The 24,777-nt window shown below is 32.8% G+C and carries 27 protein-coding genes; 13 read left to right on the top strand and 14 right to left on the bottom strand.

Annotated elements, in window-relative coordinates; translation table 11 throughout:
• The first annotated feature begins 4 nt into the window (after positions 1-4).
• The 6 genes from BK821_RS06670 (at position 5) to dltD (ending at position 5,500) form a co-directional block, all read left to right on the top strand.
• Positions 5-970, top strand: a complete 966-nt coding sequence (locus BK821_RS06670) for a 2-hydroxyacid dehydrogenase (RefSeq protein WP_071331450.1) — start codon at positions 5-7, stop codon at positions 968-970.
• Between the two features lie 291 nt (positions 971-1,261).
• A complete protein-coding gene (locus tag BK821_RS06675) occupies positions 1,262-1,405 on the top strand; it encodes a teichoic acid D-Ala incorporation-associated protein DltX (protein WP_046837305.1) in 144 nt (47 codons plus the stop codon).
• A 14-nt stretch (positions 1,406-1,419) separates the two neighbouring features.
• Entirely contained in the window at positions 1,420-2,883 is a 1,464-nt protein-coding gene (dltA, locus tag BK821_RS06680) for a D-alanine--poly(phosphoribitol) ligase subunit DltA (protein WP_071331451.1), read from the top strand.
• Positions 2,883-4,097, top strand: a complete 1,215-nt coding sequence (gene dltB, locus BK821_RS06685; RefSeq protein WP_071331452.1) for a D-alanyl-lipoteichoic acid biosynthesis protein DltB — start codon at positions 2,883-2,885, stop codon at positions 4,095-4,097. The genes dltA and dltB overlap by 1 nt, the downstream gene beginning before the upstream one ends.
• A 21-nt stretch (positions 4,098-4,118) precedes the next feature.
• Positions 4,119-4,355: a D-alanine--poly(phosphoribitol) ligase subunit 2 gene (gene dltC, locus BK821_RS06690; RefSeq protein WP_046837308.1), complete on the top strand. Its 237-nt coding sequence runs from the start codon at positions 4,119-4,121 to the stop codon at positions 4,353-4,355.
• Positions 4,352-5,500, top strand: a complete 1,149-nt coding sequence (dltD, locus tag BK821_RS06695) for a D-alanyl-lipoteichoic acid biosynthesis protein DltD (protein ID WP_046837309.1) — start codon at positions 4,352-4,354, stop codon at positions 5,498-5,500. The genes dltC and dltD overlap by 4 nt, the downstream gene beginning before the upstream one ends.
• A 98-nt stretch (positions 5,501-5,598) precedes the next feature.
• Here dltD and BK821_RS06700 read toward each other — a convergent pair whose 3' ends face one another.
• From BK821_RS06700 to BK821_RS06715, 4 genes are all read right to left on the bottom strand, one after another.
• Complete coding sequence (locus BK821_RS06700) at positions 5,599-7,206, bottom strand: ABC transporter permease (RefSeq protein WP_071331453.1); 1,608 nt, start codon at positions 7,204-7,206, stop codon at positions 5,599-5,601.
• Positions 7,207-7,229: 23 nt separating this feature from the next.
• A complete protein-coding gene (locus BK821_RS06705; RefSeq protein WP_046837311.1) occupies positions 7,230-8,111 on the bottom strand; it encodes an ABC transporter ATP-binding protein in 882 nt (293 codons plus the stop codon).
• A gap of 26 nt (positions 8,112-8,137) precedes the next feature.
• Positions 8,138-8,764, bottom strand: a complete 627-nt coding sequence (locus BK821_RS06710) for a TetR/AcrR family transcriptional regulator (RefSeq protein ID WP_071331454.1) — start codon at positions 8,762-8,764, stop codon at positions 8,138-8,140.
• 301 nt (positions 8,765-9,065) lie between these two features.
• Positions 9,066-9,308 (bottom strand): NifU family protein, encoded by a 243-nt coding sequence (locus BK821_RS06715; RefSeq protein ID WP_046837313.1) that lies wholly within the window; start codon positions 9,306-9,308, stop codon positions 9,066-9,068.
• A 107-nt stretch (positions 9,309-9,415) separates the two neighbouring features.
• On the opposite strand from BK821_RS06715, the gene BK821_RS06720 reads away from it, so the two are divergent.
• Complete coding sequence (locus tag BK821_RS06720; protein WP_046837314.1) at positions 9,416-9,727, top strand: YuzD family protein; 312 nt, start codon at positions 9,416-9,418, stop codon at positions 9,725-9,727.
• Between the two features lie 157 nt (positions 9,728-9,884).
• On the opposite strand, the gene BK821_RS06725 is transcribed toward BK821_RS06720, so the two are convergent.
• On the bottom strand, positions 9,885-10,949 hold the full coding sequence (locus BK821_RS06725) for an NAD(P)/FAD-dependent oxidoreductase (protein ID WP_046837315.1): 1,065 nt from the start codon (positions 10,947-10,949) through the stop codon (positions 9,885-9,887).
• A 477-nt stretch (positions 10,950-11,426) separates the two neighbouring features.
• Between BK821_RS06725 and BK821_RS06730 the strand changes: the two genes are divergently transcribed.
• From BK821_RS06730 to BK821_RS06755, 6 genes are all read left to right on the top strand, one after another.
• Positions 11,427-11,663 carry a YuzB family protein gene (locus tag BK821_RS06730; RefSeq protein WP_046837316.1) on the top strand — a complete coding sequence of 79 codons (237 nt, stop codon included), beginning with the start codon at positions 11,427-11,429 and terminating at the stop codon, positions 11,661-11,663.
• A 13-nt stretch (positions 11,664-11,676) separates the two neighbouring features.
• Positions 11,677-12,036 carry a HesB/IscA family protein gene (locus tag BK821_RS06735; protein WP_046837317.1) on the top strand — a complete coding sequence of 120 codons (360 nt, stop codon included), beginning with the start codon at positions 11,677-11,679 and terminating at the stop codon, positions 12,034-12,036.
• Between the two features lie 237 nt (positions 12,037-12,273).
• The gene (locus BK821_RS06740; protein ID WP_046837318.1) at positions 12,274-13,482 is read left to right on the top strand and encodes an NAD(P)/FAD-dependent oxidoreductase; all 1,209 of its coding nucleotides are present in this window, start codon (positions 12,274-12,276) and stop codon (positions 13,480-13,482) included.
• A gap of 168 nt (positions 13,483-13,650) precedes the next feature.
• Complete coding sequence (locus tag BK821_RS06745) at positions 13,651-15,126, top strand: M17 family metallopeptidase (protein ID WP_046837319.1); 1,476 nt, start codon at positions 13,651-13,653, stop codon at positions 15,124-15,126.
• Positions 15,127-15,349: 223 nt separating this feature from the next.
• Positions 15,350-16,666: a Na+/H+ antiporter family protein gene (locus BK821_RS06750; RefSeq protein WP_071331455.1), complete on the top strand. Its 1,317-nt coding sequence runs from the start codon at positions 15,350-15,352 to the stop codon at positions 16,664-16,666.
• A 29-nt stretch (positions 16,667-16,695) separates the two neighbouring features.
• The gene (locus BK821_RS06755; RefSeq protein ID WP_046837321.1) at positions 16,696-17,070 is read left to right on the top strand and encodes a PaaI family thioesterase; all 375 of its coding nucleotides are present in this window, start codon (positions 16,696-16,698) and stop codon (positions 17,068-17,070) included.
• Positions 17,071-17,166: 96 nt separating this feature from the next.
• On the opposite strand, the gene BK821_RS06760 is transcribed toward BK821_RS06755, so the two are convergent.
• From BK821_RS06760 to kapB, 9 genes are all read right to left on the bottom strand, one after another.
• Complete coding sequence (locus BK821_RS06760) at positions 17,167-18,333, bottom strand: NAD(P)/FAD-dependent oxidoreductase (protein WP_071331456.1); 1,167 nt, start codon at positions 18,331-18,333, stop codon at positions 17,167-17,169.
• Between the two features lie 150 nt (positions 18,334-18,483).
• A complete protein-coding gene (locus BK821_RS06765; RefSeq protein ID WP_046837323.1) occupies positions 18,484-18,840 on the bottom strand; it encodes a Na+/H+ antiporter subunit G1 in 357 nt (118 codons plus the stop codon).
• Complete coding sequence (locus tag BK821_RS06770; RefSeq protein ID WP_046837324.1) at positions 18,818-19,111, bottom strand: Na(+)/H(+) antiporter subunit F1; 294 nt, start codon at positions 19,109-19,111, stop codon at positions 18,818-18,820. Before BK821_RS06770 ends, BK821_RS06765 begins: the two co-directional genes overlap by 23 nt.
• Complete coding sequence (locus tag BK821_RS06775) at positions 19,111-19,590, bottom strand: Na+/H+ antiporter subunit E (RefSeq protein WP_046837325.1); 480 nt, start codon at positions 19,588-19,590, stop codon at positions 19,111-19,113. Before BK821_RS06775 ends, BK821_RS06770 begins: the two co-directional genes overlap by 1 nt.
• Position 19,591: 1 nt before the next feature.
• Positions 19,592-21,088, bottom strand: a complete 1,497-nt coding sequence (locus tag BK821_RS06780; protein WP_071331457.1) for a Na+/H+ antiporter subunit D — start codon at positions 21,086-21,088, stop codon at positions 19,592-19,594.
• Positions 21,075-21,422 (bottom strand): Na+/H+ antiporter Mnh1 subunit C, encoded by a 348-nt coding sequence (gene mnhC1 / locus BK821_RS06785; protein WP_046837327.1) that lies wholly within the window; start codon positions 21,420-21,422, stop codon positions 21,075-21,077. The genes BK821_RS06780 and mnhC1 overlap by 14 nt, the downstream gene beginning before the upstream one ends.
• A complete protein-coding gene (gene mnhB1, locus BK821_RS06790) occupies positions 21,422-21,850 on the bottom strand; it encodes a Na+/H+ antiporter Mnh1 subunit B (protein WP_046837328.1) in 429 nt (142 codons plus the stop codon). The genes mnhC1 and mnhB1 overlap by 1 nt, the downstream gene beginning before the upstream one ends.
• On the bottom strand, positions 21,831-24,248 hold the full coding sequence (locus BK821_RS06795) for a Na+/H+ antiporter subunit A (RefSeq protein WP_071331458.1): 2,418 nt from the start codon (positions 24,246-24,248) through the stop codon (positions 21,831-21,833). The genes mnhB1 and BK821_RS06795 overlap by 20 nt, the downstream gene beginning before the upstream one ends.
• A 129-nt stretch (positions 24,249-24,377) precedes the next feature.
• Complete coding sequence (gene kapB / locus BK821_RS06800) at positions 24,378-24,758, bottom strand: sporulation phosphorelay system protein KapB (protein ID WP_071331459.1); 381 nt, start codon at positions 24,756-24,758, stop codon at positions 24,378-24,380.
• Between the last annotated feature and the right edge of the window lie 19 nt (positions 24,759-24,777).

Here is a 24,777-nt window from a genome sequence, read left to right on the forward strand (position 1 = left end):
TTGAATGGAAAAAGTCATCGTAACAAGAAAGATACCACAACCATTTATAGAACAACTAGAAGCATTTGCAGAAGTTGAAGTATGGAATGAGTCATACACACCAATGCCGAGAGAAAAGTTTTTAGATTCATTAAAAGATGCTACAGCATGCTTTATTACGTTAAGTGAGAAAATTGATGAAGCTGTTATAGAGTCTGCACCACATCTCAAAGTAATTGCTAATATGGCAGTTGGATTTGATAATATTGATGTACCATTAGTGCATAGTAAAGGTATTATCGCTACGAATACGCCTGAAGTACTTACAGAAACGACAGCTGAATTAGGTATCACATTATTGTTAAGTGTAGCGCGACGCATTGTTGAAGCTGAACAATATGTGCAAAGAGGCGAATGGCAGAGTTGGGGACCTTATTTACTAGCAGGTAAAGATTTATACAATACTAAAGTCGGGATATTCGGCATGGGCGACATAGGTAAAGCTTTTGCACGTCGACTTAAGGGATTTAACACGAATATTATGTATCATAATAGAACGAGATATAAAGATGCTGAAGAAAAATTAGGTGCATTATATGTATCATTTGATACATTATTAGAAAATAGTGATTTTATTGTTTGTACAGCGCCGCTTACAGAAGATACACGTGATAAATTTAATGAAGCGGCATTTAAGAAAATGAAAAATGATGCCATTTTTATTAATATTGGTCGTGGCGCAGTTGTAGATGAACAAGCGCTTGTCAAAGCACTGCAAGAAGGAGAAATAGCAGCTTGTGGTCTTGATGTTTTGCGACAAGAGCCGATAGATATGTCGCATCCACTACTCTCTATGAGCAACGCATTGATTGTGCCTCATATTGGAAGTGCATCAGTTATTACTAGAAATCGTATGATTCAACTTTGTGTTGATAATATTCGCTTAGTTTTAAGCAATAAACAACCCAAAACGCCTATAAAAGCTATTTAAAAATGTATGTAAAGTTATTAAAGTGAATAGATTATAGCATAATTTATAATAATAAAAGCTGGTAGAGTTCCTTTTTAGGATTTCTATCGGCTTTTATTTTTTATTTTAAAAAATATGCTCAAAATTTGAGACGTATTCAATATAACATATTTGTTATATAGGAAATTGTTTATTAAATTGTAATATCGTTGAAAAGAATGTATAATAAATTGGGAAATTTGTAAAAAGTCGTTATACATATTTTAGATAGATTTAAATACTTACATTCAATAATTGTAAAAGAGGTGAATTATGAATAACGATAAAGGTAATACTAAATATCTCACAGTGAAACCATACTTGCTAACGCTATTATATCTTGTAATATTTATAGCACTATATTTAATTTATGGTAGTGGTGATACACATAATAACTTTATTTATAATGAATTTTAATGAAGGAGACAAGCATGAAAGATATAATTCAATCATTAAGTGAAAGTGAAAAAAATTGCCCACATCACATAGCTGTGCAACATAATTATGAGCGATTAACCTATAAAGAATTAAATCAATATTCGAATATACTTGCTCGTATGATACAAGAAACGGATAGACCTATTATAGCGTATGGTCACATGTCGCCGTTTATGATTGTAGCAATGATTGCTAGTATTAAAGCAGGATGTGGTTATGTACCCTTGGATACATCTTTACCTCAAGACCGTTTGCGCACAATTATAAAAAAAATAAATCCTCAATTTTTAATCAATACAACTGATGAAAACATTGAGCAATTTGAATTAAATGTGATTGATATCAATACAATAAAAAACAATACTTTCGAACTTACATTTGAGTCTAAAATTAATGCAGATGATATTGCTTATACAATATTTACATCTGGTTCTACAGGGGAGCCTAAAGGTGTACAAATTAGTTATAAAAGTCTAAACGACTTTACCCGATGGATGGTCAATCTGAATCAATTAGGAGAATATCAACAATGGTTAAATCAGGCGCCATTTTCTTTCGATTTATCAGTGATGGCTATATATCCTTGTTTAGCAACGTCGGGGACTTTAAATTTAGTCGATAAGATGATGATTAATAAACCTAAACAACTCAGTGAGATGTTGGATGAAGCAAAAATTAATGTATGGGTTTCAACGCCATCATTTATGGAAATGTGCTTGATGTTACCACAGTTAACAGAGACGAAATACGCTAGTTTAAAAGAGTTTTTCTTCTGCGGTGAAATATTTGCACATAGAACTGCTAAAATGCTTTTACAACGTTTTCCTTCTGCATGGATCTATAATACTTATGGCCCAACTGAAGCCACTGTAGCTGTTACTAGTATTTTAATAACAGAAGAGATATTACGCGAGTATAACCCGTTACCAGTGGGGACGCCAAGGCCGGGAACTTCCTTAATTTTAGGACATAATGATGAACTTATTATAACTGGCGATTGTGTCAGTATGGGCTATGTATACGACGAGATTAAAACGAATAAGGTATTTAAAAAAGCCAATAACCAACGCGCTTATCACACCGGTGATAAAGCTGAGCAAAGAGACAAGCAGTGGTTTATTAACGGTCGTATAGATTTTCAAATTAAATTGAACGGCTATCGGATGGAATTAGAAGAAATTGAATTTCAATTGAGACAGATAGACTGTGTTAAAGAAGCGGTTGTCGTGCCTATATATAAAGACAACAAAGTCACACAAATACATGCAGTGGTTGTATCTAATAGACCAAATCATATTGATTTAACTGAACAAGAAATGACTCGTGATATTAAAGGAGCATTAAAGGAACATATTCCCGAGTATATGATTCCTAAAAAAATACACTTTACGGATAAATTACCATTAACGGTCAACGGTAAATTAGATCGTAAAAAGATAGCTGAGGGTGTAAATTAATGATTCCTTATGGCACATTTACTTTCTTTTTAATTGCATTTGTATTATTAATACCAGTTATTATATTGGGGTTACAAGGTAAAAGAAGTCGTATTTATAACGGGCTCAGCACACTCGTAATGATTGAACTCATATTCTCTTCGGATAAACATAATCTATTTGGACAAACATGGTTAAGTGTACAATTTATTAACTTTATACTGTATATCCTGTGGCAAGTCGCAATTATATTATATTATTGGAAATCACGTGCAAAAAATAATATGTTTAGTAAATTTTTTATAGTTATCGTACTATCTATTTTACCGCTAGTCATTGTTAAAATAGCTCAAAGTTCCTTGATAGGCGCTTCAAGCATACATTTTCATGAGAGTAAGGTTGTTGAATTAATTGGATTTTTAGGTATTTCTTATATTACCTTTAAAAGTGTTCAATTGTTAATGGAAATACGTGATGGTTCAATTAAAGAGGTAAACTTCTGGAAAATCATCCAATTTATATCATTCTTCCCTACAATATCATCAGGTCCTATAGATCGTTATAAAAGGTTTGCAAAAGACGATCAAAAAATACCAAGCGGTATGCAATATCATCAGATGTTATTGAAGGCTGTTCACTTTATTATGATTGGATTTTTATACAAATATATTATTGCGTACTTAATTCAAGTCTATGCCATTAATCCGTTGATGCTAGATTTTAATGGGTTTACTACAAAATGGCTTTATATGTATGCCTACAGTTTGTATTTATTCTTTGATTTTGCTGGATACTCACTATTTGCAATTGCTTTTAGTTATATATATGGCATACAAACACCGCCAAATTTTAAACAACCATTTAAAGCTAAAAATATTAAAGATTTTTGGAATAGATGGCATATGACCCTTTCATTTTGGTTTAGAGATTGTATTTATATGAGAACTTTATTTTTCTTATCTAAGAAGAAGTTATTAAAAAGCCAATTTGCAATGTCTAATATTGCCTTTTCACTCAATTTTATAATCATGGGGATATGGCATGGCATTGAAATTTACTATATTGCTTATGGCTTATATCATGCATTACTATTTATAGGTTATGGATATTATGAAAGATGGAGAAAAACTCATCCCCCTAGATGGAAAAATCAAATAACTACAATAATAAGCATCATCATAACGTTTCATTTTGTAGCTTTTGGTTTTCTAATCTTTTCAGGGAAATTATTTTAAAAAATTGGAGGAAAAATTATTATGGAATTTAGAAATCAAGTATTAGATGTATTGGAAGACGTTAGTGAAAGTAGTGTGGTTAAAGAAAACCCAGATGTGGAATTATTTGAAGAAGGTATTATAGATTCATTCCAAACGGTAGGACTTTTACTAGAAATTCAAAATAAATTAGATATTGAAGTATCTATTATGGATTTTGATAGAGATGAATGGGCGACACCTAATAAGATAGTAGCAGTATTAGAAGCATTAAGATGAAATTGAAACCATTTATACCAATTATTGTAAGTCTGTTATTGTTTGGAATTTTCTTAATCATGCCTGCCAGTTGGTTTACAGGTTTCATTAATAGTAAAACATTAGAATCACAACGCATAGCTTTAACTGATCAAGTACTTAAAGGTACATTGGTTCAAGATAAGATGTATCAATCTAATGATTATTATCCCATTTATGGTTCAAGTGAACTTGAAAAAGATGACCCATTTAATCCAGCCATAGTATTAAATGGGAAAAAAGAAATATCTCAAAAACCGTTTCTAATTGGTACGGGAGGTTCGACTGATTTAGTAAATGCTGTGGAATTAGCATCACAATGTGACAATTTAAAAGGTAAGAAAATGGCCTTTATCATTTCACCACAGTGGTTTACAAATCATGGTTTGACCAATTCCAACTTTAAAGCACGTATATCTCAAGCGCAGTTAAATCAGTTGTTTAATCAAGACACTTTAAGCCCAAAACTAAAGCAACGCTATGCGCGAAGATTATTGCAATTTAAAAAGGTCGAAAATAGAAGCTATCTAAAGCAAGTAGCTCATCACCCTAATGCAGTGAAGGGGAATTATATTTCTAGTTTCAAAGACAATCAATTAAAAAAAATTGAAGCAATTAAGTCTATTTTTCCAGTACGTAGTTCACCACTTTCACATGTAGAACCCATAGTAAATAAATCAGACTCATGGAAGACAATTCGAAATCGCGCTGAAGCGTATGGTTCCAATCAAGTGAAGTCAAATGAATTTGGTATTAGAGATAAATACTGGGATTTAATAAAACAACACAAACGTAAAATTAATCGAGATTATGAATTTAATATTAACTCCCCAGAATTTAAAGATCTAGCATTACTTGTAGATACATTACATGAAGCGGGTGCAGATGTAACATATATTAATTTACCATCTAATGGTAAATGGTATGATCATATTGGTATTGATAAAGATAGACGACAAAAGGTTTATAAAAAAATTAATCAAACGATAGAACAAAGAGACGGTCATGTCTATGATATGACAGACAAAGATTATGAACCTTATGTCGTAAGTGATGCTGTACACATTGGATGGAAAGGCTGGAGTTATATAGGTGAACACATTGAGAAACATATAAGTGACTTTTAAAGTGAACACTATTTTCTCTAGCATAAGTCTGATATATAAATTATAAAAAGGTAGCCTTATTTTAAGGCTACCTTTTTATTTTATAGCGTCATAGATGCTTATCCAATCCAATCACGTTTGATATACCCTAAGTAGCCTATAAACATTAATACGAGGCTGATTATACCTACTATAAAAAAGGTAGAGAATTCAAAACTTTCTTTTGGCATCGGTGGCAGCCAATTTAAAGCAGAAGTTTTTGAAAACCATGTTGGAAATTCTAAAACTTCGCCAAAATAATTTATTGCAAAGGCATAACCAAGATATAAATAAATCAATTTACCTATTTTAGGTATCCAACCAAGTACTAGAGCAGTCATACTCGTGAAAAATAATACTACTGGCAATAAATTGTAACCGGCGATAAGGAAATCCGCTAAATCTATATTTTCATGATGCGTCATTACTGTAAGTGCTGTAACGCCAAGACTGAATACAGTTAAAAATATGCCGATTATACCTGTACAAAGTGCTAAACCTATATTGGTCCAATATAGATGATTGCGTGTCACTTTTGTAGCACTCATTTGATTTAGATGTGCTTTGTTTTCTTCATTAAATAATTTGTTGATGATTGCGATAGGTAATATTGTCACTAAAGAAATCATTACGATTACAATTTTACTTGTAAATGAAGCTTCTATAGATACATTAGATTGTGAAAACATTTGTTTCATTAATTCATTACTTGCTAAAAAGGTTTGCATATCTCCATAAATTGAACCATAAGCAATACCCATTATTATAAAAGCAATAAACCAGCTTATTATAGTTCCTTTATTTATTTTAAGCAATAAACCCCTAACCGATAGCAAAGAATTTTTGGCTGTGGGTCTACCTTTTATTTCAGGTATATAACTCGTACCCATATCACGTGAGGATTCAAGTATAAAAGCTATTACTACAATAATTACAATGAAAATAACAGCAAATCCTAAAGGGCCCCAATTATTTTCTGTGAATGGGTAAGTGATATAAGTCCAACCAATAGGGTTGAATTTAGCTAATTCAACATTCGTGATATCTGTGGCACCTCGAATAATATAAAGTAACCCTACGATACTAAGTGCCAATCCAGTTGAGGCGGAAGCATTCGGCATTATTTGAGCGGTTAAAAGAGCAATACTTGCACCAATAATACCCGCAATACCAATTGTTGCGCCATATAATAGCGAACCCTGCATAGTGATTGTTTGAGCATTAAAACTCAATAATATACCAGTGATAAAAATGGATACTATCGCATTAATAAGAATGATTTCTACAAATACTGAGAAGGTGTTTGATTGCCTACCTACCTTGAAAGCACGCACGAATTCTGAAAGACCTATGTCTTCTTCTTTACGTGTATGTGCAATTACGTGTAAAAGAGATATAATCATTGAAAGTAAACTACAAAACAATAGCATTTCATGTGCATAAAGGGCACCTAAAGTGTATTGAGTTGCTTGAACAATAGGCGTGGTCCCAACCATTGAAATCATTGCAGGGTTTTTTAAAGTTTCGAACATACCACTTAAACCATTACCTTTTGCAATCTCTTCAAATGATGGAATAAAGGCAGATGAAAATACAGAAAGTCCGCAAATCCAAATTATGATTTTTTTCCAATCTCTTTTTAAATGTTCTAAAAAGAGAAGGTTCCAGTATATAAAGCTTTCTTTCATAAAGCAGCCCTCATTTCATTAACTTAATTTTCATAATGACGAATAAACAAATCTTCAAGTGTTGGAGGGATAGATTCTATTTTTTTTATGTTTAATTGAGTTAGTTGGATTAAAATATCGTTGAGATATTGGTTATCTACCGAAAATGTCGCTTGATTGTGAACCTGTACAAAGTCAAATACTCCATCTAAAGTAGCTATTTTAGCCACATCTCTTTCGGTTTCTATGGTAATTGTGGATCGTGTTAAATGGCGTAATTCATGAAGTGTACCACTTTCTACAATTTCTCCTTGTCGAATAATAACTACTCTGTCAGCCAACCTTTCAACTTCACTTAGAATATGTGAAGATAGTAAAATTGTCTTTCCAGATTTTTTAAGTTGTTCAACTTCTTCTTGGAAAACTTTTTCCATTAGAGGATCTAAGCCCGATGTCGGTTCATCAAAGATATATAAATCTGATTCTACGGCTAACGCTGCAATTAAACCAACTTTTTGACGATTTCCTTTTGAATAACCTTTGGCTTTTTTCTTTGGATCTAATTCAAAACGTTGTATTAAAGCATCACGTTTTTGTTTGTCGCCACAGCCATGTAATTTCATAAATAAATCAATGATTTCACCGCCAGATAAATTGCCCCACAATACGACGTCCCCAGGTACATAGGATATTCTTTTATGAATTTCTGTACTTTCTTTCCAAACATCCTTACCAAATATTTCTACATCGCCTTTGTCTCGTTTGATGACGCCTAATAAAGTGCGTAAGGTAGTAGATTTACCAGCGCCATTAGGTCCAATGAAGCCAACAACTTCACCACAATTGACTGAGAATGTTACATCACGTAATGCTTCAAATTTACCGAATTTTTTTTGTAAATTACTGACTTTAATAATTTTCTCCATAGCAATGCACGCTTCTTTCCAAATGTTTATTTGTAAAAACTATATTTTAATATCTGGGCGTATTGTTTCCATTCATTTAGGTATGTCTCACCAAATTGAGATGAATTATCAAAAGTAGTGATTTGCGTAAGTGTTTTTGTTCCAAATCCAAGCATCGTCCAATTTAGTATTTCTATAGCTTTTTCAATATCAATATCTTCTCGAAATTTAGAATAATCAAGGTTATGAAATATCTTTTTTGTACCTTCTTCATAAGTTAAACTTATTTTTGCTTTAATGATATCTTGTACGTCAGCTGAGCTTTCTTGAGATAAGGATTTTAAAAAATCAAACACTTTAGGTGACTTTTGTTGTATGTATAATTTTTGTAATCCTATGTTTTCAATTCTCTGGAATAAATCTCTTTCTTTAAAATCAATATGTTCATACATAGTTTCTATAGTTTGAATACTGAAATCAATGAGGTATAAATATAAATCCTTTTTATTATTGAAATAATTAAACAATGACCCTTTGGAAATATGAGCTTTTTTTACAATATGATTCGTAGAGGCTTTGTCAAAACCATTTTTTACAAATTCATTCATTGCAACATTAATAATATTATTCTGTTTATCTTTGTGTAGTTGAGTAAACATATAATTAATAAGCAATTGCTCCTTTCTAAATGAAATGACCGATGTGGTCAATTAGAGTGTAGCTTTTACGTGGAAGTAAGTCAAATGATAAAAAAATGTTTAAATGAATATGAGGTGACATAAATAAAATGAAAATACAACGAATTTAATGCAAAGGGTTAAACCGTTTTCAACATTATCGTAAATGAAATTATTAAAACAATGACCATGATAATTTTAATAAAAAAAGCCTATCCAAATATATGGATAGGCTAGAAATGTTCGATAGAAATTATATCTTAAGACGTTCTTTATTTATATATGATTATTGTATCAATTAGAATACTTGTTCTACTTCTATTACTCCGGGTACTTCTTCATGTAAAGCACGTTCGATACCGGCTTTTAAAGTGATTGTTGAACTAGGACATGTACCGCACGCCCCATGTAATTGTAATTTAACAATACCATCTTCTACATCGATGAGTGAACAGTCACCACCATCACGTAGTAAGAAAGGACGTAATCTTTCAATAACTTCTGCTACTTGATCAAACATTGTTACGTTTTCAGTTGGCATGGATATGCCTCCTTTCAAGTAAATTATTTCATTTTCTACTTATCTTTTTATTATAATAGAAATGTACTGAAAAATCTATAAATCAAGATAAAAGGGGATAAGCCTAAATGAATAAAGTGAGCGTAGTTGTCTATGGTGCAGATGTTGTATGTGCAAGTTGTGTTAATGCACCAACCGCACGTAATACCTATGATTGGTTGCAGCCATTATTAAAAAGAAAATATCCGGAAATGCATTTTGAATTTACTTATATTGATATTGAAAAGGATACAGAAAATTTAACTGATCACGATGAACAATATATAGAACGTATACAAGAAGATGAATTGTTTTATCCTCTAATTACAATGAACGATGAATATGTCACAGATGGCTATGTACAATTAAAAGACATTACTCAATTTATGGATAAACAATAAATTGTTAGTTCACGATATTTAACAGACCATTTTGGAGTATTAAAAACTAAATGATAAGCACACATAAAAAAGATGATTTCCATGTAAAATGACATAGAAACCATCTTTTTTAGTTATTAGTTATCTGTAGTCATTAACTTACAGACTCAATATTTGTCTAACCATTATGGTATTTATATAGCCAAAGTACGCCTGATTTTAGGATTGAAGCTAGGCGACCTGTTACGGTACGATCCATAATATAAGCAAACCCTTTTTTATCTCCAAGAGAACCTAAGAAACCTTGAATTTTAATTTCAGGCATTTTGTCAGGTAATTTTTTACCTTGCCATTGTAGTTTCATAACATCTGCGATTTGGTCACCTTGGGCTTCAGCTAATTGGGCACTTGGTGCATGTGGTAGTTCAGCACAATCTCCAACAACATATACATTAGTATAAGTTGGTACTTGGTGATATTGATTTAAAATCACGCGGCCACCTTTACTGATATCAATTGGTAAATTTCTAACGACTTCTACGGGTTGAATACCGGCAGTCCAGACGATTAAATCTACATCTTCTGGTACATCGTTATTATAAATACGACCAGGTTCAACACGATTGATATCCGAATTTGGTACGACAGTAACGTTATTTTTACTGAACCATTTTTCGATATAAGTACTTAATTTTTCTGGGAAACGACTTAAAATTCGTTCACCTCTGTCATATAGGAAGATTTGTAAATCTTCACGGCTTTCACGTAATTCGCTTGCTAACTCTATACCACTTAAACCAGCACCAACAATTCCTACTTTAGCGCCATTTGGTAATTCACTAAGATGATGGAATGTTTCACGAGATTTTGATAATGTTTGGATACTATGCGTATATTCTTCAGCGCCAGGCACATTATGATATTTATCTTCACAGCCTAAACCGATGACTAATTCATCATAGTCTACTTTAGTATTACCAACCGATACAATTTGATCATCTAAATTAATATCATTGATTTCTCCATAAACATTATTAATACGATCAGAGTCAGGGAAACTCATACGAATATCCTTATCGGATTTAGTACCAGCAGCCAATTCGTAAAACTCTGGTTTTAAACCATGATACGGCATACGGTCGATTAATGTAATAGAATAATTTTCTGGTAGAGCATTAGGTAAAATATGTGACATAATGCGCATATTACCATAGCCGCCACCTAACAGTACTAAATTTTTCATTTTGTAATACCCCTCTAGTAAATATTGTGTTGAGCATTTACAGAAAACTCATAAAACACAATAACTTTAATCTTATGAGATAGTAAAGCTTCCTTAAATGCTACAATGTAAGTTATTAAATTTAATATGGTTTAATCATACCTTACCTTGCATCGATATACCAATTTTCTATAATCAGCTTACTTATATATATTATATGCTTTTTTATAAACTACTACAAATAAGTAAAGATAGTAAAATTTGTAATTGTAATCGTTTTAAATAAGAAAGTATCTTTCGTTTAAAACGGCTAATGGCACTAGATATAGGCTTTAGCAAGTTTGAAAGGTAGGTTGTTAATTTACACAAAAAAATTTTATAAGTATCTTCTTATTATTTTAAATTTTTTAAGAAGCAATTATTGTAAGCTAGAATGTAGTCATTATCATCTGATTTTTGTTATAATTGTATAACTGATAATTAATGAGAGGGTGTAATATGAATCCAATAGTTGAGTTCTGCATTTCGAATTTAGCGAAGGGTGGGGACTTTGTATATAATCAACTTGAAAATGACCCAGGCGTCGACGTATTAGAATATGGTTGCTTACAAAATTGTGGACTATGTTCAAGTGGGTTGTATGCATTGGTTAATGGTGATATCGTTGAAGGTGAATCGCCAGACGACTTACTACAAAATATTTATGCACATATAGAAGAAACATGGATTTTCTAGGGAGGTATTTACGATGGCAGTAATAGAAGTAACAGAAGCAGCAGTATATGAAGTAAAAGACATGTTACAACAAAATGATATGGCAGATGGCTATTTAAAAGTTAAAGTAAATGGCGGTGGCTGTACTGGACTTACTTATGGCATGTCAGCAGAAGCTGAACCAGGTGAAAATGATGAAGTTATTGAATTTCATGGTTTAAAAGTACTAATAGATAAAACTGATAAGTCAGTATTAGAAGGTACTACAATTGATTTTAAACAATCTCTCATGGGTGGTGGCTTCCAAATTGATAACCCAAATGCAATTGCATCATGTGGTTGTGGAAGTTCATTTAGAACTGCAAAAGTTGCGGGTTCACCAGAAGATTGTTAGTAGCATGTAAAAAAAATGAAGGCTATAGTACGCATAAAATAAAGTGTGAACTATAGTCTTTTATAAGTTTATGTGAAAAAATAAACAATATGTGCGTTAGCGCTTGAAAATGAAGAATAAAAGCTATAAAATTGGTGTTGGATAAAAATTGTCTTTTTTGTGACTTACATATGTTTCATTTAGGGTATAGAAAAAGACTGACGCAACAAAAAAATTATGAAAGCTTAGGTGAATGAAATGGCTCAAGATCGTAAAAAAGTATTAGTTCTAGGTGCTGGTTATGCTGGATTACAAACTATTACAAAATTACAAAAGCAAATTTCAGCAGATGAAGCTGAAGTTACGTTAATTAATAAAAATGATTACCACTATGAAGCTACTTGGTTACATGAAGCTTCAGCAGGTACACTTAGCTATGAAGATTTACTATATCCAGTTGAAAGTGTAGTAAATAAAGACAAAGTTAACTTTGTTAAAGCAGAAGTTACAAAAATTGATCGTAATGCTAAAAAAGTTGAAACTGATGCCGGTATTTTTGACTTTGATATCTTAGTAGTATCATTAGGTTTTGAAAGTGAAACATTTGGTATTAAAGGTATGAAAGAGCATGCTTTCCAAATTGAAAATGTATTAACTGCGCGTAAATTATCTCGTCATATCGAAGATAAATTTGCTAACTATGCATCTTCAAAACAAAAAGATGATAAAGATTTAGCTATTTTAGTCGGCGGTGCTGGATTCACTGGTATCGAGTTTATCGGTGAATTAACAGATCGTATTCCTGAGTTATGTAATAAATATGGCGTAGAACAAGGTAAAGTAAAAGTGACTTGTGTTGAAGCTGCTCCAAAAATGTTACCACAATTCTCTGACGAATTAGTTAATCACGCTGTAAGTTATTTAGAAAGTAAAGGTGTAGAATTCAAGATTGCTACACCTATCGTTGCTGCTAACGAAAAAGGTTTCGTAGTTAAAGTTAATGATGTTGAACAACAATTAGAAGCAAATACAGTTGTATGGGCTGCTGGTGTTCGTGGTAGTAAATTAATGGAAGAATCATTTGAAGGCGTTAAACGTGGTCGTATCGTTACAAAACAAGATTTAACAATCGAAGGTTATGACGATATCTTTGTAATTGGTGACTGTTCTGCATTCATCCCTGCTGGAGAAGAACGTCCATTACCAACAACTGCACAAATCGCTATGCAAGAAGGTGAACACACTGCGAAAAATATTATAAATATTTTAGAAGGTCAACCTACACAAGAATTCTCTTATGTTGACCGTGGTACTGTATGTTCATTAGGTTCTGGCGACGGTGTTGGTGTTGTATATGGTAAAGATATCCAAGGTAAAAAAGCTGCGTTTATGAAAAAAGTTATCGATACACGTGCTGTATTCAAACTTGGCGGTATCGGCTTAGCATTCAAAAAAGGTAAATTTTAATAAATAAATAGATTTCATACAGCAACACATACACGTGTACTGTACATACAAAAGACCTATCTTATTACTAGATAGGTCTTTTTATTAACAAATGGCAATTAATTTCGAGAAATATAAGATTTATTGTTATAATTTGAAGAAAATAAATGTGAAAAAGAGGGATTCCATATGCAAGCAACAATAAAACCCAATGCAGAAATCAAGCATACTACTTTAATTGTTGGTGTACCTGAACATATAAACCAATTAAGTCAGATTGTAGTAGAAGACGAAGATATAAATGAATTATTAAAAACGTTGAAGCATAATCAAATCATCAGCAGTAATGTAGGACATGTATCGAGCACGCAAGTTTTATTAAATGGTAACTATGTTAAGTTGATTTCAGTAGGTTTAGGCAACTTAAAAACATCTGACTCCAGTGATTTTTTAATTGTATTTGGAAAGTTATTCCAGCATTTAAAAAATGATAGAATTTTCAAAGGTGCATTACTATTTGATACTTTTGCATCTAAAATACTGAGTAAACTTGAGCTTGCTGAATTATTAGGAAGACAAAGTGAGCAATCTATTTATCAATTTGATAGTTATAAAACAGATAAAACTGCACCATATCAAATTGATTTAGACATACATACAAATGACGAAGATGTTAAGCATGCGCTTGCAGATGGCGTAGCTTTGGCTTCTGCTATAAATCTTGCAAGAGATTACAGTAATATGCCGCCTAATATTTTGACACCTGCTTATTATGCAGAACTAATATCTAACCATTTTAACAATACAGAAGTTACTGTAGATGTAAAAGATGGGGCTACTTTACAACGTGAAGGATTTGGTTTGATACATGCAGTAGGTAAAGGTTCAAAAAATGATCCGAGATTAATTACTTTAACTTACAACGGGGGACAAGAAGGAGAACAGCCTATAGCACTTGTAGGAAAAGGAATCACATACGATTCAGGCGGTTATTCAATTAAATCAAAAGTCGGCATGCAAACTATGAAATATGATATGTGTGGTTCCGCCAATGTCGTTGCAATGATAGAATCAGCACAACGCTTAAACCTCAAAGTAAATATCATCGGTGTGATCGTTGCAGCTGAAAATATGGTTAATGAAGCAGCAATGAAACCGGACGATGTATTCACAGCATTAAGCGGAGAATCGGTAGAAGTTCTTAATACTGATGCTGAAGGGCGCCTAGTATTAGGAGATGCAGTTTTCTATGCAAATCAATTTCAACCTAAAGTAATATTGGACTTTGCTACGTTGACTGGTGCTGCTGTTGCTGCACTTGGTGAAGATAAGGCTGCAGTTTTCAATAAAAAGGCAAAAGTGCAGCTGGATGAGATATTGGTAGAAGCGCAAAAAATGGATGAATTTGTATTTGAATTACCAATGACATCTACAGAACAAGCTCTAATTCGTAATAGTGACGTTGCGGATTTAGTAAATCATACAAATGGTCATGGTAAAGCACTGTTTGCTGCTACATTTATTAATCACTTTGCTGGTGAAACACCACACCTTCACTTTGATATCGCTGGCCCTGCTACGATAAATAAAAATACACACAAAGGGCCTAAAGGACCAACAGGTTACTTAATTTCTACCATAGTTCAATGGTTGAGAAAACAATAGCACACGCAATACTTAATTTATAATATAATTGAAAGGAAAAACTCGCTAATCATTAAATGAGTTTTTCTTTTTTTATAATAAACAAAGTGCAAAAGATTTATTGAAAAAAGCTTGTGTAAATATTTATGAACCTGAAAAGATAAGATTGACAATTTAAGTGGTTATTGATAGTATAAATCTCGTGATACTTTAGTTCGATAACGTAATAAAGGAGTTATGCTTTGTGATAAATGCAGTTGTAATAGCAGTTGTATTGATGATTATCTTATGTTTATGTAGATTAAATGTAGTGATTAGTTTGTTCGTCAGTGCATTAGTCGGTGGATTAGTTGCAGGTATGAGTATACCTGAAATTGTTTCCGTATTTGGTAAAAATATAGTTGATGGAGCCGAGGTAGCGTTAAGTTATGCACTATTAGGTGGTTTCGCAGCGCTCATTTCATACAGTGGAATTACTGATTACTTAGTAAATAAAATTATAAATAGCATTCACGCTGAAAACAGTAAAATGTCTCGTGTGAAGGTAAAGGTTATTATTATCGTGGCACTATTAATACTTAGTATTATGAGTCAAAATATCATACCTGTACATATTGCATTTATACCAATTGTAGTACCTCCATTAATAAGTTTATTTAACGAACTTAACGTTGATAGAAGACAAATCTCTATCATTATAGGTTTTGGATTATGTTGGCCATATATACTTCTACCATTTGGTTTTGGTCAAATATTCCACCAAATTATACAAAATGGTTTTACCAAAGCACATCATCCAATTGAAATGGGAATGATTTGGAAAGCAATGATTATTCCATCATTAGGGTATGTTTTTGGATTGATTGCTGGTATTTTCTATTTTCGAAAACCAAGAAAATATAAAGAATATAAAGATGTTAAAGATATGAGTCATATAGAACTGAAACCCTATGTACTGGTAGTGACAATTATTTCTATATTGGCCACATTTATTGTACAAACACTTACTGATTCAATGATTTTTGGTGCATTAGCTGGGGTGCTAATATTCTTTGTGTTTAGAGTTTATAAATGGACGGAATTAGATAAACAATTTGTAGATGGAATTCAAATCATGTCATTTATTGGTGTTGTAATTCTATCTGCCAATGGTTTTGCAGGTGTAATGAATGAGACAGGTGATATTACTAAATTAGTCCATAGTTTAAGTGGTATTACTGGCGATAATAAACTCATTAGCATTATTGTAATGTACATCATTGGTCTAATTGTCACATTAGGCATAGGCTCATCATTTGCTACAATCCCGATTATCGCTACATTATTTGTTCCATTAGGCGAGTCTCTTGGCTTAAGTACGATGGCATTAATTGCGCTTATAGGTACAGCAAGTGCCTTAGGTGATTCTGGATCACCAGCAAGTGATTCTACGCTTGGACCAACTGCAGGTTTAAATGTAGACGGACAACATGATCATATTAGAGATACATGTATACCTAACTTCATATTTTACAATATTCCATTAATTATTTTTGGTACTATTGCGGCTATGATATTATAAAGTTAATAATGAATAGACGGGGTGTCAAAATGACTAATATGTTAGAAACATTAGGCATGAAATTAGAAAAAAAAGCACATGGATTAATTGTAATGTCGATGCCTGTGACTGATCGTGTTAAACAACCTTTTGGATATTTACATGGTGGGGCAAGTTTAGCTCTGGGTGAAACGGCTTGCTCTTTAGGTGCGGCAAATATGATTGATACGAATCAGTATGTTCCTTTAGGTTTAGAGATGAATGCTAACCATATAAGTAGTACTACTGAAGGTATAGTATATGCGACAGCGACCATTATCCATGAAGGAAAGACCACACAGGTGTGGAATATAGAAATTAAAGATGACAACAATCGTTTAATTAGTATCATGCGTGGGACGATTGCGATTAAAGCGAGAAAATGAAATATGAATATTAGCAAAGCGCTATAAAGTATTATACTGTGCACAAAGTGGGAGGAAGCAGCTCACACTTTGTGTAAACAATCAGTATATGGAACTTTATAGTGCTTTTTTTGTTATTGCTTCATTTTCTATGTTATTGAAAGCTTGTGATATTCGAATAGCAGCTTCTCGTCCACCCATAATATTTCTAGCAAATGGACCAAGTTCTAAGTCTGATAAGCCGCCTGAAACAAAAAGGTTAGGTAGCCACTCTAAATTATTATTGATAGACGGCAAGCCACAGTCAGCCACTGGGGCCTGATGTTTATTTATGAGTTGTTTGATAATAGGTTGTGCCATGATAGCATCTTGAAAACCAGTTGCTAATAATATTTGATCATAGTATAAGCAGTAACGATGCGTACAAATATGATGATGTTGAACTTCAACAAGTTCATTCGTATGAATGACTAATCTTTTTTGCTCTACATACTTTTTAAGCCTTAATTCAATTTCTTTAGGTATTGAGCCTTTATGACGTTCTTGTTTAATAATCTTTAAACGTTCTTCAGATGAGTGAATTTTACGGAATTTATTCATATTTTTAGGACCTAACCAACCAGGATCAGCATCAAAATCATGGACCTCAAGTGGTTTGTTAGTCCATAAATGAATGACTTTCTCAGAATTTATTTTGAGTAATCTTAAGGTCAAGTGTGCAGCTGTTATGCCACTACCGACTACGTGAGAAGTATGGTCATAGTTTTTGTCGTCATCATCAAAAATATGGGATACATCTGCTTCATCCTTAAATAGTGCTGGTGTATATGTATTGTGGTTACAACCAAATGCAATAATTAAATGTGTCGTTGAAATCCAAGATTGATCCGCTAATTGTATATGCCAAAGTTGGTCTAGTTGCTTAATATTGCATACAGAACTTTGAATATGACTATGGTTTAAATGATATTGATGAATAAGTTCGTGTGTGTGATTCATAAACATCTCAAGATTTGGGCGTTGGTATGGCCCATACGAGGCGTTGGTATATTGGCATTTTTTAGCAAATTGCTTTAAATGAAATGGGTTAGGATGCGTATGGTGCACACCAGGTGATCGAAGATAAGGCATAGCGATACGTTGGGTAAATTGATTGAATTGCTGACATAGATTACGGTTAGGGTCTATGATACGTAATTTATGCGGACTTAAACCTTGTGATCTTAATTTGATAGCGATTGTTACTGCTTGAATACCGCCACCGATGATAGTCCAAGTAGCCATAATGACATAACCTCCTATTAAATCGTAATAATTACGATTTAATATAACATTGATTGTAGTGTATGACAAATATTTATTTCTGATAAATTTGTAATTTAAAAAGCACCTATCTTTTTAAGATAGGTGCTTTTCAAATTTGCATATAAACGATTATAATTTTGTGTTTTTCAAATCATCTTTGATATCATCGAGCTTTGTTCTCTTAGAAGAAGGTGTATCTAAATTATAAGCTGCTTTTATAATAAGATGACTTGCTAAAGGACCAGTAATCAAGATGAATAAGATACCGACAAGCAATTGCATATTTACGTATCCTTCTTTGCCTATAAAGAATAAAAATACGCCGCTAATTAACAACATTGAACCGAGTGTAGCTGCTTTTCCAGCTGCATGTGCTCTGGAATAGACATCATCTAGGCGTAATAGGCCAATTGCTGCAAGCGCACTGATGATTGATCCAAGAATAACGAGTATAAGTGAGATGCTAATGACGATCTGAGTTATCATGTTCAATCACCTTACCTTTATCCATATATTTTGCGAAGACTGCAGTGCCTAAAAAAGCTAAAATGCCAATCATTAAGATGACAACAAGGATATATTTAGTACCTAAGAAAATACTAAATAGAGCAACGATGGCCATTAACTGTATTCCCATTGCATCTAATGCAACGACGCGGTCAGCAAGAGAAGGACCGATGATGACGCGTACGAGCATACCTAGCATAGATAACGCTACGATTACCAATGCAATGATTAAAATGATATTATAGTTCATTAATTTTCGCCAACCTCTCTAACCACTTTTTCAAGGGAGGATTTGATACTTTCAACTTCTTCTTCCTTAGTGCTAAAATCAATGGCGTGTATATAAATTTTAGTACGATCATCACTGACTCCTAATACAACAGTACCTGGTGTAAGCGTAATTAGATTAGATAATAAGGCGATTTGCCAATCTGTTTTCAAATCAGTATGATAAGTAAAAAATGCCGGTGCATTATTGATAGTTGGTTTAATAATAATTCGTATGACATCGATATTTGCTTTGACTAATTCAACTAAAAATACGAAGAAGAGTTTTAATATCTTATAAATCGTTATAAGGTAAAATCTTCCAGGTAAAATACCGCGCATGATAAATACTAATAATAAACCAAATAAGTAACCTAATATAAAGTTATTAATAGTGTAGCTACCTGTTAAGAATAACCAAAAAATAGTAAGTATTAAATTCACTAATATTTGAACTGCCATATTATTTACCCCCCAATACGCTTTCAATATAGACACTAGGGTTATAGAAGGTCTCAGCCGCTTCTTTGATTATTGGTTGTAAATAGTCCGCAGATAATCCGAACATTACTGAAAGTATAACTGAAATAATCGCTACTGCAAGTAATCCTTTATAATGTAAATGATGATTTACATTATACCCTTTAGATTCACCAAAGAATCCTTTTAAGAAAATGCGAATAACGGAATAAAGTACTACTAAGCTTGATAACAGTACGACAATACCACTGATATAGAACCCTTTCTCAAAAGTGGCTTGAACAATGTAGTATTTCCCATAAAAGCCGCTTAATGGAGGGATACCTGCTAAGCTAAGTGATGCGATAAAGAATGTCCATCCTAGTACTGGATAATCTTTAATAAGACCTCCATATTTACGTAAGTCGTGTGTTTTAGTAATTTTATACATGATACCAATTAAGAAAAATAAAGCTGCTTTAATTAACATATCATGTAAAGTGTAGTAAATCGCACCCATCATGCCTGATTGATTCATCATAGCGACGCCCACTAAAATAACACCGACAGCAATCATAATATTATAAATGATAATTTTTTTCGTATCATAGTAACTTATCGCTCCTACAGAACCAAAGATAATGGTTAAGAGAGCTAAGAAAAGTATCGTGTAGAAGGAGAAACTTGTTGTATCTCTGAAAAAGAGACTTGCTGTTCTAGCAATAGCGTATACGCCTACTTTTGTGAGTAGGGCGCCAAAGAATGCAATGATTGCTACAGGCGGTGCGTAATATGCCCCAGGTAACCAAATATACATTGGGAACACACCAGCTTTTGTTGCAAAGACGAAAATAAACATTATAAATATAAGGCTCACAATCCCACTATCTTGAGAGGGCAGTTGACTCAGTTTTTGGCTGATATCCGCTAAGTTTAATGTACCGACTACTGAATATAACATGGCTACTGCAATTACAAAAAATGCAGATGAAGTTACATTAACAAGGACATATTTAATAGTTTCACTTAATTGTACCTTTGTACCTCCAATGACTAATAAGATATAGGAAGCCATTAGAAATACTTCAAAGAATACGAATAAGTTGAAAATATCACCCGTGATAAATGAACCTATTACTCCAGTAACCATAAACATGATTGCAAAGTAATAATAATATGTTTCACGTTCAATACCAACAGACTGATAAGAATATAAAATGATGAGCATAGTTACGATTAGACTGGTAATTACAAGCAATGCACTGAATATATCAAGTACAAATACAATACTATATGGTGCAGACCAAGAACCAAGTTCTAATTTAATAGGGCCATCTTTTAATACATTACTTAAATTTATAAATGCAAAAACCAATGTGATACCAGTACCAATCAATGCGACATAACGCTTGATTATAGGGCGCTTACCGATAAATATTAATAGAATAATAGTTAACATGGGTATGACAAGCAGTGAAATAATGAGATTATTCTCGATCATCATCAAGTACTCCTTTCATACTTTCGACGTTGTCTGTACCTAGCTCTTTATAACTTCTAAAAGCTAATACTAAGAAAAAAGCTGTGACAGAAAATGATATTACTATAGCTGTTAAAATTAATGCTTGGGGTATTGGATCGACATATGAAGTAATCCCTTTTTCATAAATTGGAACGTCACCCTTCTTTAATCCACCCATAGTCATTAAAAATAAATTTGATGCATGCGTTAGTATGGTAGTTCCAATAATGATGCGTATCAAACTCTTAGAAAGAATGAGATAGACGCTCATTGCTGTGAGAATACCACAAACAAAAATCATAACTATTTCCATTACTCATTCTCTCCAATCGATAAGATTATAGTCATTATTGTTCCGATAACTGCGCACATTACACCCAAATCAAAGAATACTGCAGTATGCATTTCCATCGGTTTTAAGAAACCAAGTGGTATTTCAAAAGGTGTGTGCGTAAAGAAATTTTTAGTATAAAACCAGCTTGCCATAGGAGTTGCTACACAAAAGAGTAGCCCAATACCAATTAATATTTTAAAATCCCAGGGGAATATTTTTCTCATCGTTTTAATATCAAAAGCTACCGTAATTATGACAAGCGCGCTTGATAGCAAAAGGCCACCTACGAATCCGCCACCAGGTGTATAATGTCCTGCTAAAAATAATGATAGACCAAACATAACTATTAGAAAGAAGATAATCACAGCTGAATATTGGAAAATTAAATTATTTTTCTGTCTGTTCAACGTTTTTACCTCCTTCTTCTGTAGCTTTATTTTTTGTACGTAGTTTTATCATAGTGTAGACACCGAGACCTGCAATACCTAAGACTGCAGATTCGAATAAAGTATCGGTACCACGGAAATCTACTAAAATCACGTTAACCATGTTTGTACCATGGGCTAAGTCATATACATGGGCTTTATAAAATGCGCCGATAGATTCAAAGTGCCTATTACCATAAGCAATTAAGCCAAGGATAATCACTACAGCGCCAGCGCCTATAGAAATCAATACATTTACGAGTTTGAATGAACGAGATTCTTGATGACGATTTAAGTTTGGTAAATGATAGAAACATAGTAAAAACAAAGCTGTAGAAATAGATTCAACAACAAATTGTGTGAGTGCTAAATCGGGAGCTCCAAAGAAAATAAAGAATATTGCGACTGAATAACCCACAGCACTAGCCATGATAATACTGAACAATCTAGAGTTTGCCAATACAATCATAGATGTAGCAGTGATAATCAGTACTACGATAATCAATTCAAAAGGTCTTATCTCACTCACATTGTTAAGATCAATACTGAAAGGCGTTACTAATAATGTAACCAACGTAATAACAATTAAAGAAGTAAAGATAATAACTAAATTATTACGCGTAAAGCCTGTCACATAAGTATTAGTGAAAGTGCTTGAGTAATTTGGCGCATAATCTCCGAATTTATCGTACCAGTAATTGAATGTAAGCTTGCGTGGTTGTGCTTTAAGTAAACGCACCCAATAGCCAATACTTAAAATCAATAAAATCCCTATAATGTATATGATAATTGTAGAAATAAAAGCAGGTGTAAAACCATGGAACATATGAAATTCTGCTGTATTACCAGTATGTAAACTAATTGAGTTAACAGCAGGTTCAATAATTGATTTTGTTAAAAGCGATGGGAAGAATCCAAACACGATTACTAATATCGATAAAATGATTGGTGATATTAATAATAAGAATGAAGCCTCATGCGCTTTTTTAGGTAAAGCATTTACATTGCCTTGACCTAAAAAGATTTGAGTAATAAATCTTATAGAATATACAAAGGTAAATATACTACCAATAATGGCTATGATTGGTATCAATATGCCAATGGTATTTAAGTTGTATATGCCTGCGTGGCTTACATCAATCATACTTTCTAAAAATTTCTCTTTTGATAAGAAACCATTAAAGGGTGGTATACCCGCCATACTTAAAGCAGTAATGATGGTAATCGTAAATGAGATAGGCATAACTGTTAAGAGCCCACCTAATTTTTTAACATCACGTGTACCTGTCGAATGATCAATGACTCCAGTAATCATAAATAGCGCACCTTTAAAAGTTGCGTGATTGATTAAATGGAAAATAGCTGCAGTAAATGCTGCAACATAGAGCTGGCTTTGAGCACCTTCAAAATGATAACTCACTGCACCAATACCTAACATGGACATAATCATTCCTAGTTGTGAAACTGTAGAAAATGCCAAGATGCCTTTTAAATCTTGTTGCTTACTTGCATTTAACGATGCCCAGAGTAATGTAATTAACCCTACTGCAGTTACTGTCCATATCCATCCTTGTGAGACCGCATAAATAGGTGTCATTCGAGCTACGAGATAGAGTCCAGCTTTTACCATTGTTGCAGAGTGTAAATAGGCACTAACTGGGGTTGGTGCTTCCATTGCATCTGGTAGCCATACATAAAATGGAAATTGAGCAGACTTTGTCATTGCACCAATTAATACAAATATCATTGATAAAATGAAGACTGGACTCATTTGTATTTCTGAAGCATTACCAATTAATTCTTGTAAGCTTGTTGTACCACCTGCCATTGAGAGTAGGATAAGCCCACCTAATAGCGACAGGCCACCAAATACAGTGACGAGCATTGACTTTTGAGCACCATAAATGGAAGCTTGTTTGTCACGCCAAAAGGAAATGAGCAGAAAACTAGAAAAAGAAGTTAACTCCCAAAACAGATATAAAATAATAATATTATCTGATAATACAACTCCTAACATTGCGCCCATAAAGAGTAAAAGATAACAATAAAAATTCCCCAACTGCTCTTGTCGACTTAAATAACTTATAGAATACAGTACGATTAAACTACCAATACCAGTGATGAGTAAACTAAAAAGTAACCCCAAGCCATCAACATACAAATTAAAATTCATGCCAAAATGGGGCATCCAATTTGCGTTTTGCATGACGGTTTGACCGGACATGGTTGTTGAAATATATGATAAAAAATATATAAATAAGACGACAGGGATGGGTAACACAAACCATCCTATATGTATTCGTTTTTGAAGACGATATACAAACGGAATAATGAGTGCAAATATTAACGGTAAGAGTGCCGCTATATGTAACAAACTCATTATTTTATCCTCCTTTGAAAATATAGTATAAAATTTATTATACATGATTTAGACTATTCTGAAAAACGTGATTATCCCTTGAAACAGTTGAGATACATGTTTAGTTAAATAAGAAGAAACACGGTATTTTTATTCAAAATTTTGTTTATATTGGATTGCATAATCTTTTTTTAATTGCTGTAAATTTTCTAAGGATTTTGCTGCGTGTAATGTACCTTGTGCTTTTAATTTTTGTTCTAAATTTGTGATTGCTTGTTGCAAAGAATCTACATAGGGCATTTCCTCTACATTAAAAGTTTTAAGGTGTGATTGTGTTGTATAACGTTTCTCAAATTGGCTGAGTGCTTTACGTTCATGAAAAAAAACATTTTCGGTTTCATTAGGGTTATGTAAATCGCCTTGTTTTGGGTGTTTAATTACTTGTTCAACTTGTACTAATACTTGATTTTTATCATTTTTTACTATTGAGACACCATAACTTCCAGTTTTATGTGCAAATCGATATAACATCGTTCATTCCTTCCCTTCA

It is taken from the genome of Staphylococcus sp. LCT-H4 (genome assembly GCF_001866145.1).
GTDB classification, from domain to species: domain Bacteria; phylum Bacillota; class Bacilli; order Staphylococcales; family Staphylococcaceae; genus Staphylococcus; species Staphylococcus succinus.

Coding starts and splice junctions, on each gene's coding strand:
- BK821_RS06670 (WP_071331450.1), top strand. CDS start 5: ATGGAAAAAGTCATCGTAACAAGAAAGATACCACAACCATTTATAGAA.
- BK821_RS06675 (WP_046837305.1), top strand. CDS start 1,262: ATGAATAACGATAAAGGTAATACTAAATATCTCACAGTGAAACCATAC.
- dltA (WP_071331451.1), top strand. CDS start 1,420: ATGAAAGATATAATTCAATCATTAAGTGAAAGTGAAAAAAATTGCCCA.
- dltB (WP_071331452.1), top strand. CDS start 2,883: ATGATTCCTTATGGCACATTTACTTTCTTTTTAATTGCATTTGTATTA.
- dltC (WP_046837308.1), top strand. CDS start 4,119: ATGGAATTTAGAAATCAAGTATTAGATGTATTGGAAGACGTTAGTGAA.
- dltD (WP_046837309.1), top strand. CDS start 4,352: ATGAAATTGAAACCATTTATACCAATTATTGTAAGTCTGTTATTGTTT.
- BK821_RS06700 (WP_071331453.1), bottom strand. CDS start 7,206: ATGAAAGAAAGCTTTATATACTGGAACCTTCTCTTTTTAGAACATTTA.
- BK821_RS06705 (WP_046837311.1), bottom strand. CDS start 8,111: ATGGAGAAAATTATTAAAGTCAGTAATTTACAAAAAAAATTCGGTAAA.
- BK821_RS06715 (WP_046837313.1), bottom strand. CDS start 9,308: ATGCCAACTGAAAACGTAACAATGTTTGATCAAGTAGCAGAAGTTATT.
- BK821_RS06720 (WP_046837314.1), top strand. CDS start 9,416: ATGAATAAAGTGAGCGTAGTTGTCTATGGTGCAGATGTTGTATGTGCA.
- BK821_RS06725 (WP_046837315.1), bottom strand. CDS start 10,949: ATGAAAAATTTAGTACTGTTAGGTGGCGGCTATGGTAATATGCGCATT.
- BK821_RS06730 (WP_046837316.1), top strand. CDS start 11,427: ATGAATCCAATAGTTGAGTTCTGCATTTCGAATTTAGCGAAGGGTGGG.
- BK821_RS06735 (WP_046837317.1), top strand. CDS start 11,677: ATGGCAGTAATAGAAGTAACAGAAGCAGCAGTATATGAAGTAAAAGAC.
- BK821_RS06740 (WP_046837318.1), top strand. CDS start 12,274: ATGGCTCAAGATCGTAAAAAAGTATTAGTTCTAGGTGCTGGTTATGCT.
- BK821_RS06745 (WP_046837319.1), top strand. CDS start 13,651: ATGCAAGCAACAATAAAACCCAATGCAGAAATCAAGCATACTACTTTA.
- BK821_RS06755 (WP_046837321.1), top strand. CDS start 16,696: ATGACTAATATGTTAGAAACATTAGGCATGAAATTAGAAAAAAAAGCA.
- BK821_RS06760 (WP_071331456.1), bottom strand. CDS start 18,333: ATGGCTACTTGGACTATCATCGGTGGCGGTATTCAAGCAGTAACAATC.
- BK821_RS06765 (WP_046837323.1), bottom strand. CDS start 18,840: ATGATAACTCAGATCGTCATTAGCATCTCACTTATACTCGTTATTCTT.
- BK821_RS06770 (WP_046837324.1), bottom strand. CDS start 19,111: ATGAACTATAATATCATTTTAATCATTGCATTGGTAATCGTAGCGTTA.
- BK821_RS06775 (WP_046837325.1), bottom strand. CDS start 19,590: ATGGCAGTTCAAATATTAGTGAATTTAATACTTACTATTTTTTGGTTA.
- BK821_RS06780 (WP_071331457.1), bottom strand. CDS start 21,088: ATGATCGAGAATAATCTCATTATTTCACTGCTTGTCATACCCATGTTA.
- mnhC1 (WP_046837327.1), bottom strand. CDS start 21,422: ATGGAAATAGTTATGATTTTTGTTTGTGGTATTCTCACAGCAATGAGC.
- BK821_RS06795 (WP_071331458.1), bottom strand. CDS start 24,248: ATGAGTTTGTTACATATAGCGGCACTCTTACCGTTAATATTTGCACTC.
- kapB (WP_071331459.1), bottom strand. CDS start 24,758: ATGTTATATCGATTTGCACATAAAACTGGAAGTTATGGTGTCTCAATA.